Annotated in this window: 15 protein-coding genes; 6 read left to right on the forward strand and 9 right to left on the reverse strand. The window is 64.8% G+C overall.

From position 1 onward, the window contains the following. The 3 genes from M2375_RS11965 to M2375_RS11975 form a co-directional block, all read right to left on the reverse strand. Positions 1-1362, reverse strand: a complete 1362-nt coding sequence (locus tag M2375_RS11965; protein ID WP_259166963.1) for a glycerophosphodiester phosphodiesterase family protein — start codon at positions 1360-1362, stop codon at positions 1-3. A 273-nt stretch (positions 1363-1635) separates the two neighbouring features. Next, positions 1636-1905: a hypothetical protein gene (locus M2375_RS11970; RefSeq protein ID WP_259166966.1), complete on the reverse strand. Its 270-nt coding sequence runs from the start codon at positions 1903-1905 to the stop codon at positions 1636-1638. Positions 1906-1948: 43 nt separating this feature from the next. Beyond that, on the reverse strand, positions 1949-2728 hold the full coding sequence (locus tag M2375_RS11975) for an SDR family oxidoreductase (protein ID WP_259166968.1): 780 nt from the start codon (positions 2726-2728) through the stop codon (positions 1949-1951). A 122-nt stretch (positions 2729-2850) separates the two neighbouring features. Between M2375_RS11975 and M2375_RS11980 the strand changes: the two genes are divergently transcribed. Continuing rightward, positions 2851-3774: a LysR family transcriptional regulator gene (locus M2375_RS11980; protein ID WP_259166970.1), complete on the forward strand. Its 924-nt coding sequence runs from the start codon at positions 2851-2853 to the stop codon at positions 3772-3774. Here the strand turns inward: M2375_RS11980 and M2375_RS11985 are convergent, their stop codons facing one another. From M2375_RS11985 to M2375_RS12005, 5 genes are all read right to left on the reverse strand, one after another. Beyond that, positions 3775-4446 (reverse strand): ankyrin repeat domain-containing protein, encoded by a 672-nt coding sequence (locus M2375_RS11985; protein WP_259166972.1) that lies wholly within the window; start codon positions 4444-4446, stop codon positions 3775-3777. A gap of 191 nt (positions 4447-4637) precedes the next feature. After that, a complete protein-coding gene (locus M2375_RS11990; RefSeq protein WP_404979320.1) occupies positions 4638-5249 on the reverse strand; it encodes a pseudouridine synthase in 612 nt (203 codons plus the stop codon). An 11-nt stretch (positions 5250-5260) separates the two neighbouring features. Beyond that, positions 5261-5947 (reverse strand): GntR family transcriptional regulator, encoded by a 687-nt coding sequence (locus M2375_RS11995; RefSeq protein WP_259166976.1) that lies wholly within the window; start codon positions 5945-5947, stop codon positions 5261-5263. 4 nt (positions 5948-5951) lie between these two features. After that, entirely contained in the window at positions 5952-7259 is a 1308-nt protein-coding gene (locus M2375_RS12000; protein WP_259166986.1) for a C4-dicarboxylate transporter DctA, read from the reverse strand. A 220-nt stretch (positions 7260-7479) separates the two neighbouring features. Then, positions 7480-7845 carry a RidA family protein gene (locus M2375_RS12005; protein ID WP_259166988.1) on the reverse strand — a complete coding sequence of 122 codons (366 nt, stop codon included), beginning with the start codon at positions 7843-7845 and terminating at the stop codon, positions 7480-7482. A gap of 131 nt (positions 7846-7976) precedes the next feature. Here M2375_RS12005 and M2375_RS12010 point away from each other — a divergent pair, with 131 nt between their 5' ends. Together M2375_RS12010 and M2375_RS12015 are read left to right on the forward strand one after the other, a co-directional pair. Further along, on the forward strand, positions 7977-8642 hold the full coding sequence (locus M2375_RS12010) for a TenA family protein (RefSeq protein ID WP_259166991.1): 666 nt from the start codon (positions 7977-7979) through the stop codon (positions 8640-8642). 80 nt (positions 8643-8722) lie between these two features. After that, complete coding sequence (locus M2375_RS12015; protein ID WP_259166994.1) at positions 8723-9922, forward strand: threonine ammonia-lyase; 1200 nt, start codon at positions 8723-8725, stop codon at positions 9920-9922. Positions 9923-9933: 11 nt separating this feature from the next. On the opposite strand, the gene M2375_RS12020 is transcribed toward M2375_RS12015, so the two are convergent. Then, positions 9934-11442 (reverse strand): PLP-dependent aminotransferase family protein, encoded by a 1509-nt coding sequence (locus M2375_RS12020; protein WP_259166995.1) that lies wholly within the window; start codon positions 11440-11442, stop codon positions 9934-9936. 108 nt (positions 11443-11550) lie between these two features. Between M2375_RS12020 and M2375_RS12025 the strand changes: the two genes are divergently transcribed. The 3 genes from M2375_RS12025 (at position 11551) to M2375_RS12035 (ending at position 14667) form a co-directional block, all read left to right on the forward strand. Next, complete coding sequence (locus M2375_RS12025) at positions 11551-12162, forward strand: LysE family translocator (protein WP_259166996.1); 612 nt, start codon at positions 11551-11553, stop codon at positions 12160-12162. 109 nt (positions 12163-12271) lie between these two features. Beyond that, positions 12272-12430 carry a hypothetical protein gene (locus tag M2375_RS12030; RefSeq protein WP_259167001.1) on the forward strand — a complete coding sequence of 53 codons (159 nt, stop codon included), beginning with the start codon at positions 12272-12274 and terminating at the stop codon, positions 12428-12430. Positions 12431-12798: 368 nt separating this feature from the next. Continuing rightward, a complete protein-coding gene (locus M2375_RS12035; RefSeq protein WP_259167002.1) occupies positions 12799-14667 on the forward strand; it encodes a phosphoenolpyruvate carboxykinase (GTP) in 1869 nt (622 codons plus the stop codon). Positions 14668-15093 lie beyond the last annotated feature (426 nt).

A 15093-nucleotide genomic window follows, 5' to 3' on the forward strand; every position in this document is an offset into this window, starting at 1 on the left:
TTACTGGTTCTTCAGCTCGGCGATGTAGGCATCGCGTGCCTTCACGCCGGTGGGGGTGAAGTCGGTGAACACGCCGTCAATGCCCAGGCGGTAGTAGGCCAGGAACTCTTGCACCGGATCACCCTTGTAGATGCCGGCCAGGCGGCGCGCTTCGTTGCGGAAGGTGAAGCTGTGCACGATCAGGCCGGCCTTGTGGGCGTTGGCGATCAGGCCGGTGTCCTTGAGGGTGTTGACATCCTTCAAACCAGCGCCTTCCTTGAACGGCACCACGGAGTGGGCCAGGATCTGTGGCTTCCAGGGGCCGATGCCATCGGCATAGGTCTTGATCTCGGCCAGGCCGGCAGGGGTCTGCATCACGGCAAAGGTGCGGGCATCGCCGGCCAGGGTCCAGCTGTAGGGGCGGCCGCTGATAAAGGTCCATTCATCGGTGGTGATGTAGACCATCGAGCCATCTTTGAGGTCGAAGTCATTGCCATCGATCAGCTGCACGCCCTTGGCCTTCATGCCGGCCTTGCGCAGGTACTTGAGGCTGTCGGGGTCAAAGCTCTGGATGTAGATGGCCGAGTCCTTGCTGTTGAGCTTGTTCTTCTCCAGCAGGGCCATCACGGCATCTTCAAAGGGGTGGCTGCCGCTGCCGCAACCATTGGCAATCGCCTGCTGGTTGTTCCAGTAGGGGTTCTTGGTTTCGGCGTATACGGGGATGCTGCGGCCCAGCGACTTGCCCTTGGCCGCAGCGATGTCGATCACATCCTGGGCGCTGATCAGGGGCAGCTTGCCATTCCACTCGGTAGGGCGGTCGGCGCGGTTGTCCAAGGTGGTGCCGGCAATCCAGTCGCGCAGCTCTTGCATCGTGAAGTCGCTGATCGACCAGTCATTGCTGTGGTCTTCGCCATCGACGATCAGCGCCTTGAGCACCGACTTCTGGTTGCCCGGCTCGACCAGGTCGCTCAGGTACTGGCTGGGGCCGTTGGCGGGGATGGCGGGGTATTTCACATTCACCAGCACGCCCTTGGTGGTGCGCTTGCGGGCCGCCACGGTGGCATTGGTCTTGGCCACGTCGGCGATGTTGGTGCTGTCGCTCAGCCAGGCGTTGTGGCGCGCCACCAGCTGGCAGTCACGCGTCATGTGCATGTCCAGCTCCAGCATGTCGGCGCCGGCGTCTGCGGCCTTTTCGTAGGCCATGCGGGTCTGCTCGGGGTACATGCCGGAGTAGCCACGGTGGGCGATCACCTGGGGCTGCTTGCCGTCCAGCGTCTTGAAGCTCGGGTCGTCATCGCCGCCGCCGCAAGCGGTCATCAGCAGGGCCGCACACATGGCTGCGCCCAGCGTGGCCAGGCGAAATGTGGGTTGGTGTGTTGTCATAGTCCGTTGTCCCCAGGGTTGGTAAATCAGCAAATGGATGGATGCTGCGGGGGCGGTATGACGGCACTGTGACAGTGCGCAAAGCGCGTCAACGGCTCACAACAGGCGGCGTGTGCAGGCCCTTGTCGGCCGTTGAAACCGCCTGTAAAGAACAGCCAAACCAACCGCTGCAGACATCCGATTCCAACGCACCAGCGTAGTGCAAGCCAGGCAGCGGGCCCAGTGTTTTCGATGCTGCAGCGCGGCAACTGTGGTGTTCTATCCAATCGCCGATCAGGCGCGGCCCAGCCACCAGATCAGGCCCAGGGCCAGCGCGGCGGGCACGGCAAAGTTGAGCAGCAAGATGGGCAGCTCCTGCGCGACGGTGTAGCCGGCCTTGTTCACCCCCACCCACAGGTTGACCAGAGCCACCCCCAGCCAGGCGGGGATGAAGTACTTGGCCGCCAGCATGATGCTGGCCGCATCGGCCCCCCAGAGCTTGCCCAAGAGGGCAAAAACGGCCAGCAGCAGCAGGCCGGTGAGCATGACCAAGAGCATATGCATTTGCAACTCCTTGTGGTGGTTGGAGGGCGGTGCCCTCCGCCCCTTATTTTGTCGTATAGCCGCCGTTGATCAGAATGGTCTGCCCGGTGATCCACCAGCCATCGCTCACCAGGTGGCGCACAAAGGGCACCACGTCTTCGATGTCGGTCAGGCCGGTCTGGCTGAACGGGGACAGTGCCGCCGCGCTCTTGTGGTAGGCCTGCGCGTCGGCGCTTTCCTGGCCGTAGAAGAAGGGCGTGTCCATGGGTCCGGGGCCCACGGCGGTGACGGAGATGCCGCGCGCGCCCAGCTCCTTGGCTGCTGCGCGGGTGTAGTGCTCAACGGGGGCCTTGGTGCCGGCATAGACCGAATAGAAGGGCGTGAACGCGCCCAGCAGCGACGTGACCAGGGTGCAGATCTTGCCGCCGTCGTTCACCTGTTTGCCCGCTTCTTTCAGAAAGAAGAAAGCGGCCTTGTTGTTGACCGCATCCATCTCGTCAAACTCGGCTTCGCTGATGTCTGCCATCGGCTTTTTCAGCACCTTGCCGACGGTGTTGATGGCGATGTCGGGGCGGCCCACGGCGGCCACGGCATCGCTGAACAGCTTTTTCACGGAGGTGGCGGTGCTCAAGTCGCCCTGCAGGGCCACGGCGGTGGCGCCCAGTTTTTCCAGCGCTGCCACGGTCTTGAGCGCATCGGCCTTGCTGGCCGCGCTGTGGTAGTGGATGGCGACGGCCTTGGCACCATGCTGGACGAAATCGGTGGCCAGCAGGCCGCCCAGGTTCTTGGCGCCGCCGGCGATCAAGACGGTCTTGCCCTGCAGGCTGTGTTGGGGGTTGGACATGAAAAGCTCCTGTGGATAGGTCAGAGCTGTTCAGCGTAATTGGTCGCAAAACAAAGATAAATATAGAATTTATTCCATGTTTATCCAGAAATTACTAACAATGACTGCGCCGCAGGCCTGCCATGGACCGTATTGACCTGTTGCGCATCTTTTTGCGCGTGGCCGCCACCGGCAGCTTTTCCCAGGCGGCCGACCAGCTGGCGCTGCCCCGGCCCACGGTGTCGCTGGCGGTGCAGCAATTGGAGGCCCGCCTGGGCACGCGCCTGCTCCACCGCACCACGCGCAAGGTGGCCCTGACCTTGGACGGCCAGGCGCTGGTCGACGGTGCCAGCAGCCTGGTCGATGAGATGCAGGAGCTGGAGCAGCGCTTTCGCCCGCAGGCGCATGCGCTGGCCGGGCGCTTGCGCATCGATGTGCCCAGCCGTGTGGCGCGGCTGATCGTGGCGCCCGCCTTGCCGGCCTTGCTGGCGCAGCACCCGGGGCTGGAGGTGGATTTGGGCTCCAGCGACCGGGCGGTGGACCTGGTGCAGGAGCATATCGACTGCGCCTTGCGCGTGGGCCCGCTGGCCGACAGCTCCCTGGTGGCCAAGTCGCTGGGCAGCATGCAGCTCATCAACTGCGCCAGCCCCGCCTACCTGGCCCGGCATGGCACACCGCGCAGCCCGGCCGACCTGGCGGGCCACCAAAGCGTGCACTACAACTCCCCCACCAGCGGCCGCCCCGCGCCCTGGGAATGGGTGGAGGGCGGCACCGAACACAGCATGGTGCTGCCCGGTGCCGTGGGTGCCAACCATGTGGAGAGCTATATCGCCTGCGCGCTGGCCGGCCTGGGGCTGATCCAGATACCGCGCTACGACGTGCAGGTGCATCTGCAATCGGCTGAGCTGGTGGAAGTGTTGCAGGCCTACCCGCCGCCCGCGCTGCCCGTGCATGTGCTCTATCTGCACCGGGCGCATGTATCGCGCCGGGTGCGGGTGTTCATCGATTGGATCGCGCAGCTTTTGGTGCAGGCCGGTGCCATTGCGCCCGGCCCAGCGGGGACTTGATCAGCGCGCGCCGGCCGCCGTCAGCATGCGCACCATGGCGCTGTAGCCGCGCTGCCGGGCGTGGGCCAGGGGCGTGACACCGTCCTTGTCGGCCAGGTTCACATCGGCCTTGGCATCGATGAGCAGCTGCAGAATCTGCTGGTGGCGCGGGCCGCCGTCGCTCAGGATGATGGCCTCCATCAGCGCCGTCCAGCCCAGGCGGTTGACATGGTTCACCTCCACGCCGGCGTTGATGAGGGTGCGTACGGTCTCGACATGGCCGCGCTCAGCCGCCGGAATCAGCGCCGTGCCGCCATAGCGGTTGGTGCTGCGCAGATCGGCGCCATGGGCCAGGGTCATCTGCAAAATCTCCTGGTGGCCGCGTGCGCCGGCGTACAGGTAGGGGCTGTCTTCGATGTGGTCCTTGGCGTTGACATCGGCGCCTGCATCGATCAAGGCCTTGGCGGCGGCGACCTGGTTGCTCTGGGTTGCCACCAGCAGCGGCGTGCGGCCCTGGGCATCGCGTGCATCGATGGCGCTGGCGCCCGCGTTTTGCAGCAGTTGCTGGATGCGGCTGCTGTTATTGGCGGCAGCGGCCTGGTGCAGGGCGAGAGGGGTCATGTTTTGAGCGTGGGCAGCGGGCTGCGTCAGTTGAAAGGCCAGGCCAAGGCAGAGGCTGAGCAAGGGGCGCATGCGGGTCTCCTTTGAACGGTTGTATTCAGATCGGGATACCACGGCAGCGCGTACCCCTGGGATTCAGCACTCCAAAAATCATAGCTGGCTGTGCATGCTTGGTGGGCGCGATTTGCCATTCTTGCATATGGCCTACAAGACGCCCAGTGGGCTGACAACTGCTACCGCGAACCGGCCAGATGCAGCGGTTTTTACAGCGCCAGATCGGTCCACTCGCCAGGCTGCAGGCCAGCGAGCGAGTAGGGGCCGATGGCCATGCGCACCAGGCGCAAGGTGGGGTGGCCGACGGCAGCCGTCATGCGCCGCACCTGGCGGTTGCGGCCTTCGCGGATGATGAGCTCGATCCAGCAATCGGGCACGCTCTGGCGCACGCGGATGGGCGGGTGGCGCGGCCACATCGCAGGCTGGGGATCGAGCATGCGTACCTGGGCGGGCAGGGTCTTGCCGTCTTTCAGTGCCACGCCGTCGCGAAGCTGCTGCAGGGCCGCTGCATCGGGAATGCCTTCGACCTGCACCCAGTAGGTCTTGGCCATCTTGTGGCGCGGGTCGGCAATGCGGGCCTGCAACTGGCCATCATTGGTCAGCAGCAGCAGGCCTTCGCTGTCGCCATCGAGCCGGCCAGCCACATAGACGCCGGGCACGGCAATGTAATCCTTGAGGCCTTGCCAGCGCCCCTCGGGCGTGAACTGGCTGACAACGCCATAGGGCTTGTGAAAGCCCAACAACCTGGGCGGACCTGCGGGGCTTGCGGGTTGGGATGGCTTGAGGAATTTGACCGGGCCGCCGCTCTTGCGCGGCCGCATACGCTCGGGCTTCACCGCTGCACGGGGCTCAGGGTGGCACGCAGGCGCTCGCCGGGCGCGGCTTCGGGCGGCGGCGGCGTGGTCTCCAGCGCCTCTTCCACATTGCCGATATGGGCCAGCATCAATGCGCGGGCCTGTGCGGTATCACCGCGCTCCAGCGCTGCAACGATGCTGGCATGGTCGGCGCAGGACTGCTCGGCGCTGTGGTCGGACTGGTAGAGCGTGGCCGCCAAGGTGGTGCGGGCGGTCAGATCGCGCAAGGTGTCGGCCAGCAGGCGGTGGCCCATGTTCTCGGCCAGGCAGACATGGAAATCGGCCAGCAAGAAGGCGCGCGTGGCGGCATCGGCGCCCTGGATCGCGCGCTGCTCCTCGTCGATATGCAGGCGCAGCTGGCGAATCACCTGCTGCATGGGGCGGCCGGCAGTCTCCAGAATGCCGGCCTCGATGATGCGCCGGGCGGCAAAGGCGTCGCGTGCCTCCTCGGCGCTGGGTTGCACCACATACCAGCCCCGGCGCGGCTGCACCTGCACAAAGCCGCGCGCCTGCAGCTGCATCAGCGCCTCACGCACCAAGGTGCGGCTGACCGAGAAGTTGTCTGCCAGCGCCTGCTCCCCCAAGCGCTCCCCGGGGGAGAGCTTCTGCGCGAGGATGGCTTCGACGACGCGTTCTGCAATGGTGGTGGGGCTGACAGCGGTCATGGGCTCAGGCGTGGGGTGTAGACAGCTCCGATTGTGCCGTGTCTTGCGGTAGTTTCTCGCCATTGAGCACCTTATGGGCCCGTTCGCGGTCGATATCGCCTTCCCAGGACGCAATGGCCACGGTGGCCACGCAGTTGCCGATCAGGTTGCCCAGTGCGCGGGCAATGCCCATGAACCAGTCCACCGACAGCACCAGCACCAGGCCGATGGCCGGAATCGCGGGGATGGCATGCAAGGTGGCGGCCAGCACCACAATCGCCGAGCCCGGCACGCCGTGCGCGCCCTTGGAGGTGACCAGCGCAATGGCCAGGATGGTCAGCAGATCGGTCATCGAGATCGGCGTGTTGGTGGCCTGGGCAATAAACACCGCCGCCAAGGTGATGTAGATCGAGAACGCATCGAGGTTGAAGGAGTAGCCGGTGGGGATCACCAGGCCGACCGTGGAGTCACGGATGCCCAGGTGGCGCAGCTTGGCCATGACCTGGGGCAGCACGCTGTCGGACGAGGTGGTGGCGAACACCACCATCAGCTCCTCGCGCAGGTAGCGCAGCAGCTTGATGAGGCTAAAGCCCGAGACCCGCATCGCAAAGCCCAGCACCACAAACACAAAGAAGGCGACGGCGACATAGAACAGCAGCACCAGCATGCCCAGCTGCTTGAGCGAGCCCACGCCGTACTGGCCAACGGTAAAGGCGATGGCGCCCAACACGCCCAGCGGCGCCAGCTTGATGATGATGCCCATCACCTTGAACAGCACATGCGACAGGGTGTCGATCAGCAGGCTGACCGGCGCGCCGCGCTCGCCCAGCATGGTCAGCCCGCAGCCAAACAGCACGGCAAACAGCAGCACCTGCAGCACATCGCCGGTGGCGAAGGCCTGCACCACGGTGGTGGGGATCAGCTTCATCAGAAAATCGACCGTGCCGCCGCTGGTCAGCTTGTCGGCATTGCTGGCGTAAGCGCTCATGGCCGAGGCATCGAGCTTGCTCGGGTCCACATTCATGCCTGCACCAGGTTGGAACACAAAGGCCAGCACCAGGCCCAACACCAGTGCAATGGTGGTGAGCACCTCGAAGTAGATCAGCGCCTTGACGCCGACCCGGCCCACGCGCTTGAGGTCCCCCGCGCCGGCAATGCCATGCACCACCACGCAGAACACCAGCACCGGGATGATCATCTTGATGAGCTTGATGAAAGCATCCCCCAGCGGCTTGAGCTTGACGGCCCAATCCGGGGCCAGCAGCCCGATGAGCACCCCCACGATGAGAGCCACCACCACCTGCCCGAACAGCGATCTGACAAAACGACGCATACGCATTCCTTTTGAGTTTGTATACAAGTTATAAAATTCTTGTATGCAAAATGTACCCAAGCACCTAACAATCAGTGAACAGGGATTACCCGTGAGCGTTCACCGACTTGTGCAGCCTGGGAGACACAAGCAAAAAGCCTGCCATGCAAGTTGCAAGACAGGCCTTGTATGCAAGGAGCGCTGCGTTCAGCGCCGTGCTGGGCAGTGCCAGGTGGCGCTATCAGGCCTTTTCGACGGCGGCGACCACCACCACTTCGATCTTGTAGGCCGGGTTGCCCAGCAGGGCTTGCACGGTGGCGCGGGGGGGCGTGTGGCCGGGGGCGACCCAGGCGTCCCAGACGCTGTTCATCTGGCCGATTTCCGTGATGTCGGTCAGATAGATCTGGCACTGCAGGATGCTGGCCTTGCTCGATCCGGCTTCGCCCAGCAGGCGGTCGATATGGCCCAGCACTTCTTGCGTTTGGGTAACGATATCGGCGCCGGGGTTGTTCTCGGGGATCTGGCCGGCCAGGTAGACGGTGCCGTTGTGGATGGCGATTTCGGACAGGCGGGCGCCGACGTGGCGGCGGTCGATGGCAGAGGTCATGCTCGTCTTTCGGTAGCTGAAGGGGCAAAGGGGATAAGCAAAAATCATAGCGCACCACCGGGCCGCTGCCCAGGCACAAGGCTGTTGCGGCACAATGGCCCTCTTCGCCCTTGCTGCCCCTGCCGCCCACCATGACTGCCAGCTTTTCCGAATCGCTCAAAGCGCTGAACCAGACCGCCTGGGATGCCTGCATCCACCACCGCTTTATCGACGAGATGCGGGCCGGCAGCCTGGATGACGCGGTGCTGCGCCGCTACCTGGTGCAGGACTACCAGTTCATCAACCAGTTTGTGGCCCTGCTGGGCGCGGCCATCGCCAGCGCCGACGGCTTTGCGCCCCGGGTGCGGCTGGCGCAGTTTGCGGCCATGATCACCAGCGACGAGAACACCTATTTTCAGCGCAGCTTTGACACGCTGGACGTGGCCCCGCCGGAGCGCGAGACGCCGCCACTGAGCCTGCCCACGGTGCAGTTCCAGGCGCTGATGGGGCAGGCCGCCCGCAGCCAGAAATACGCCAACTGCCTGGCCGTGCTCTGCGTGGCCGAAGGCCTGTACCTGGATGGTTTTGACCAGCCCGGCCAGAGCCTGCCGCCGCGCTTTGAACATGCCGAATGGATCAGCCTGCATGCCAACGCCTTCTTCCGCGATTTTGTGGGCTGGCTGCGCGACGAGCTGGACCGCATGGGCGAGAGCCTTGACCCCGATGCGCGTGCCGAGGCGGCAGACTACTTCAGCCGCGCCGTGGCACTGGAGCAGGCGTTTTTTGACCATGTCTACCAGCCGCCCAGCGCCCGCTGAACGGCGCCCACGTTCGCAGCCCCGATAACAGCGGCAGCCCTTGCCGGGCCCGCCCACCACCCACCTCAGCGAGTCACCCCATGCTCAGCATTCAAGACATCCGCGACGCTGCCCAGCGCATCCAAGGCAAGGTTGAGCGCACGCCCTGCCTGTACTCCCATACCTTGTCCCAGATCGTGGGTGCCAAGGTCTACCTCAAGTTCGAGAACCTGCAGTTCACGGCCGCCTTCAAGGAGCGCGGAGCCTGCAACAAGCTGATGCAGCTGAGCGAGGAACAGCGCGCACGGGGCGTGATTGCGATGAGCGCGGGCAACCATGCCCAGGGCGTGGCCTACCATGCGCAGCAGCTGGGCGTGCGGGCGGTGATCGTGATGCCGCGCTTCACGCCGGGCGTCAAGGTCGAGCGCACGCGCAGCTTTGGTGCCGAGGTGGTGCTGCATGGCGACACCCTGGAAGAAGCGCGCATCCATGCCTACGCGATGGCCGAGGAGCAGAAGCTGGTGTTTGTGCACCCCTTTGACGATGCCGACATCGCCGCCGGCCAGGGCACCTTGGCGCTGGAGATGCTCGAAGACCACCCCGATCTGGACACCTTGTTGATCGCAGTCGGCGGTGGCGGCTTGATTGCCGGCATGGCCACCGCCGCCAAGGCCGTCAAGCCCGGCATCCAGGTGGTGGGCGTGCAGACCTCGCGCTTTCCCAGCATGGTCAATGCGGTGCAGCACAAGGATCTGCCGGTGGGCGTATCGACGATGGCCGAAGGCATCGCCGTGGCCACGGCCGGCCTGATCACCCGCGAGATCGTGGCCCGCACCGTCGATGACCTGGTGCTGGTCGAAGAGAGCGACATCGAGCAAGCGGTGCTGATGCTGCTGGAGATTGAAAAGACCCTGGTCGAGGGCGCGGGCTCGGTAGGGCTGGCGGCGCTGCTGCGCTACCCCGAGCGCTTTGCCGGCCAGAAGGTGGGCCTGGTGCTGTCGGGCGGCAATATCGATCCGCTGCTGCTGGCCTCCATCATCCAGCGCGGCATGGTGCGCTCGGGCCGGCTGGCGCGCCTGCGCATCAGCTCGCGCGATGTCCCCGGCATGCTGGCGCGTATCACGGCCATCGTGGCCGAGGCGGGGGCCAACATCGAAGAGGTGCACCACCAGCGCGCCTTCACCAAGCTGGCCGCGCAGAACACCGAGATCGACATCGTGCTGCAGACCCGCAGCAAGGCGCATATCGACGAGGTGGTGGACAAGCTGCGCGCCGTGGGCATGCAGGTCGACCTGGCCTGAGCCCGGTGCTGTCAAGCGCCCCGGTGGCGCTTGAGCAGCAAGGCCAACGTCTGCCAGGCCGCTGGCTGCTCGGCCATGGCCACGGAGATCCGCAGCAAGGTCGAGGGCGCCTGGCGCGGTGAAAACAGCACACCGGGCGCTAGCAGCAGGCCATGCTCGGTGGCCTGGCGCGCCAGCAATTCAGAGTCCATACCGCAGTCCACCCAGGCAAAGGTGCCAGCCACCGGCTCATGCACGGCGTGGCAATCCAAGGCTTCGAGCTGGCGCAGGCAGCGGTGGCGCGCCTTGTCCACGCGCTCGCGCAGCCGGTCCACATGCTTGCGGTAGCTGCCATCGGCCAGGATGCGGTGCACGATCTGCTCGCTGGGCAGGGCCGAGGTCAGGCCGCCCAGCAGCTTCAGGTCCGTCAGCCGGTGGATGAACGCGGGGCGCGCCGCCACATAGCCCACGCGCAAGCCACCCGACAACGTTTTGGAATAGCCGCCCACCAGCAGCACGCGCTGCAACTGGTCCATGGCCGCCAGGCGCAAGGGCATATTGCCCAGGTATTCGGAGTAGGTGTCGTCCTCGACCAGCAGAAAATCATGCCGCTCGGCGATGCGCAGCACCTCGTGCGCCACACCGGCCGACAGGCTCAGTCCCGTGGGGTTGTGCACGGCGGTGTTCAGGATGAAGAGCTTGGGCTGGTGCTGCGCGGCCAGTGCCTGCAGCGCCTGCACATCGGGGCCGCCGGGCAGGCGCGGTACGCCCACCACGTTGACCCCCATGGTGTTGAGGCGGCCAAAGATCAGGAACCAACCCGGGTCCTCGACCAGCACGGTGTCGCCGGGCTGCAGAAAGCAGCGCACGATCAGGTCCAGCCCGTGGGTGACGCCGCTCACGGTCATCAGATGGGTCTCGGGGTGGGCCGGCACCTCTTGCGCCTGCAAGGTCGATGCAATCTGGCGGCGCAGCGGCGCCAGGCCCTGGGGCAGGCCATAGCCGAGCAGGCTGCGCTCGGCACGCAGGCCTTGCTTCAAGATGGCACGCAGCGCGCCGCTGATCAGGCCTTCGTCCATCCAGCTGGCGGGCAGGCAGCCGGCGCTGCCGGTGTGGCCGGAGCCATCGGCATCCTCGCGGAAGATGCCGCGCAGCAGGTAGGGGGTGTCAAAGGCGGCGCCCTGGGCCAGGCTCACTGCAGGCGCAGCGGCCGCCTCGGCCAGCGCGCGCTGGGCACAGACAAAAAAGCCCGCGCCCCGGCGTGACTGCACCAGGCCCTGGGCGGCCAGCCGGTCATAGGCTTGCACAACGGTATCGCGGCTCACCCCCGCTTGCTCGGCCAGCGCCCGCACCGACGGCAGGCGCATGCCCGTGCGCAGCCCATGGTTGCGGATGCGGTCGCTGAAATGGGCCACCAGCTGCTCGACCAGGGACGCGCTACCGGTACGCACCGGCTGCCAGCCCCAGGCGGCCGCAGCCAGCGGGCTGACGCCAGGGGACAAGGCGGCGGTATCGGCTAAGGACGAAAGTGTCTGGGTCATAAGAGCAGGCCAATTCTTGAAGTGGCCAGATAAAGTGTACCGGTACTGTACTGCATGGCAGCGCTAGGATGGCAACAGCTTTTCTTATCTCCTTTTTTGCAGCTTGCCATGTCTGTTTTGCCTGAAACCTCCGCCTTTGTGTTGCCCCTGGCCTTGTTCGCCTTTGTCAGCTCGGTCACGCCGGGCCCCAACAATGTGATGCTCACCGCCTCGGGCGCCAGCTTTGGCTACCGCCGCACGGTGCCGCACATGCTGGGCATCAGTCTGGGCGTGGTGGCCATGCTGCTGCTGGTGGGCCTGGGGCTGGGCGTGGCCTTTGAGCGCGAGCCGCGCCTCTACACCTGGCTCAAATACCTGGGTGCCGCCTACCTGCTGTGGCTGGCCTGGAAGATTGCCCGCGCGGGCCAGGCGGGTGCCGGGCAAACTGGCGCCCAGCCCTTGGGCTTTTGGCAGGCCGCCGCCTTCCAGTGGGTGAACCCCAAAGCTTGGATCATGGCCATCGGCATTGTGGCCACCTACACGCCGCGCGATGGCTATGCCGCCAACCTGCTGCTGGCCGCCCTGGTGCTGGGGCTGGTGAACTACCCCAGCGTCAGTGTCTGGACCTTGTTTGGCAGCGCAGTTGGCCGGGCCCTGCGCACGCCCCAAGCGCTGCAGCGCTTTAACTGGTGCATGGCGGCGCTGCTGGTGCTGTCGCTGTACCCGGTGCTGGCAGCCTAGTCCGCATCCACTGTGACGGCTCAGGGTTTTTGCCCGGCATGCAGGCCGGGGCTCGCTCGCTACAATGGTTCTTAGCTTTTTTGCCAGCCCTTTGCATTGGAGAGAGCCCATGTCCAGCCCGCACAGCGACGTCGACACGAATGTCGACACCGAACACCCCCCTGTAGATACCGTGGACGCCATTGTTCCGCTGATGCCGGTGGTGCTGCCCGTGGTGGGCGCGCTGATGATGTTCCTGCTGGCCTTTATTGCCGTGAACATGGCCTGAGCGCCCTTGACCCTCCCCGCTGAACCCGCCGCTGGCGGGTTTTTTCTTGCCCGAAGCTGGCTGGCAATGGCCCGCTGCAGGGCCTGGCGGTGCCCACCCGCCACCTGCGCGACAGCGCTTGCGAGCAAGAAACCGGTATCAATACTGCTATGCATATATGCATGCATCAAATGCATAGATATGCCTGGCAAAAATCACCGTTTTGGGGGCCGACTGATAAAATCGCCAGTCCAGCGCAGGCATCGGGGGCACCACCGGGGTGCGGTTCCTGCCGCTGTGGAGACGGTTTTTCAAAAATGGGTTGCTGTCGGCCAGGGAGCATGTCGCAGCGGTTTTTGATGAACCGTTTACAACTTTGAAAGCTTCCGATGAACGCAAACATCCAAGCCGGTGTCGCCATCCAGGCCCCCGACTACGTCAAGAACCCCAAGCTCATCGCCTGGGTGGCCGATATGGCCGCGCTGTGCAAGCCTGATGCCGTCTACTGGTGCGACGGCAGCCAGGAAGAATACGACCGCCTCTGCCAGCAACTTGTCGATGCCGGCACCTTCAAAAAGCTCAACCCCGCCAAGCGCCCCGGCAGCTTTCTGGCCTGGTCCGATCCCTCGGACGTGGCGCGCGTGGAAGACCGCACCTACATCTGCTCGGCCAAGAAGGAAGACGCCGGCCCCACCAACAACTGGATGGAACCTGCCCAGATGCGCTCGACTCTACAGCCGCTGTTTGACGGTTGTATGAAGGGCCGCACCATGTATGTGGTGCCGTTCTCGATGGGCCCGCTGGGCTCGCCGATTGCCCACGTGGGCATCGAGCTGTCCGACAGCGCCTATGTGGCGGTCAACATGAAGATCATGACCCGCATGGGCCGTGCCGTGTACGACGTGATCGGCAGCGATGGTGCATTTGTGCCTTGCGTTCACACCATCGGCGCGCCCCTGCAGGCCGGCGAAAAAGACACCACCAGCTGGCCTTGCAACAAGACCAAGTACATCGTGCACTACCCCGAGACGCGCGAAATCTGGTCCTACGGTTCGGGCTACGGCGGCAATGCGCTGCTGGGCAAGAAGTGCTTTGCGCTGCGCATCGCATCGACCATGGGCCGCGACCAGGGCTGGCTGGCCGAGCACATGCTGATTCTGGGCGTGCAAAACCCCCAGGGCAAAAAGTACCATGTGGCAGCGGCTTTCCCCAGCGCCTGCGGCAAGACCAATTTCTCGATGCTGGTGCCGCCCACTGGCTTTGATGGCTGGAAGGTAACCACCATCGGTGACGACATCGCCTGGATCAAGCCCCAGGCCGACGGCTCGCTGCGCGCCATCAACCCCGAGGCTGGCTACTTTGGCGTGGCCCCTGGCACCAACTACCACACCAACCCCAACTGCATGGCCAGCTTGGACCAGGGCGTGATCTTCACCAACGTCGCGCTGACCGACGACGGCGATGTGTGGTGGGAAGGCATGGAAAAGGACAGCGGCCAGCTGCCCGATCACCTGATCGACTGGCAAGGCAAAGACTGGACCCCCCAGATCGCCAAGGAAACCGGCGCCAAGGCCGCCCACCCCAATGCCCGCTTTACGGTGGCTGCCACCAACAACCCGGCGCTTGACGAAGCCTGGGACGACCCCAAGGGCGTGAAGATCGATGCCTTCATCTTTGGTGGCCGCCGCTCGACCACGGTGCCGCTGGTGACCGAGGCGCGCAACTGGAAGGAAGGCGTCTACATGGCTGCCACCATGGGCTCCGAAACCACCGCTGCGGCCTTTGGCGCGCAAGGTGTGGTGCGCCGCGATCCGTTCGCGATGCTGCCTTTCATGGGCTACAACATGAGCGACTACTTTGCCCACTGGCTGAACCTGGGCCAAAAGCTCGAAGCCGCTGGCGCGCAACTGCCCAAGATCTACACCACCAACTGGTTCCGCAAGGATGCCGCTGGCAAGTTTGTCTGGCCCGGCTACGGCGAAAACATGCGCGTGCTCAAGTGGATGCTCGACCGCCTCGAAGGCCAGGTGCAGGGCACGCAGACCGCCTTTGGCGTGGCACCGCAGTATGCCGAGATCAACTGGACCGGCCTGGACTTCAATGCCGAGCAGTTCAAGACCGTCACCAACATCGACACCGCTGTCTGGACCGAAGAGCTGGCATCGCACCAGGCCCATTTTGACCACCTCGCCCAGGGCCTGCCCCAGGCACTGCTGGACATCAAGGCCGATCTGGAAAAGCGCCTGGCTGCTGCGTGATGCGCCGCCGTAGCCGCTGATCACCCCGTGCTGCCCGCAGCACGGCCAGCGACATAAAGCAAAACCCCGTATGTCTCAGGCATGCGGGGTTTTGTTTTGGGTGCCTGGGGGGTGCTTTAGGGTGCTTTGGAGTGCGCTGGGGCAGGCGAGGCGGGGCGCCAGCGGCTGGCTTGTACTGTGGTGTGTTGCATACAGCCCCTGCCTCGCTGTGCTGAAAAACGCTTGCCCAACCGCTGCAGGGCCGCATGCAGTCTGCAGGGGCTGGGGGTGTTGGGCAAGCTGGGGTCTTCGCACGCGCAGCGCATCCCCATGCCAGGCAAGCGGTTCGGAACCCGCTTGCGGCGGCAGCCAACGACAAAAAAGCCATGGCATGCCATGGCTTTTGAAAGGGCAGATCGTGGCTGCCGGCGCCTGGGTCTTAGCGAC

This window comes from Comamonas sp. BIGb0152 (assembly GCF_024809975.1).
In the GTDB taxonomy this organism is placed as follows: domain Bacteria; phylum Pseudomonadota; class Gammaproteobacteria; order Burkholderiales; family Burkholderiaceae_C; genus Comamonas.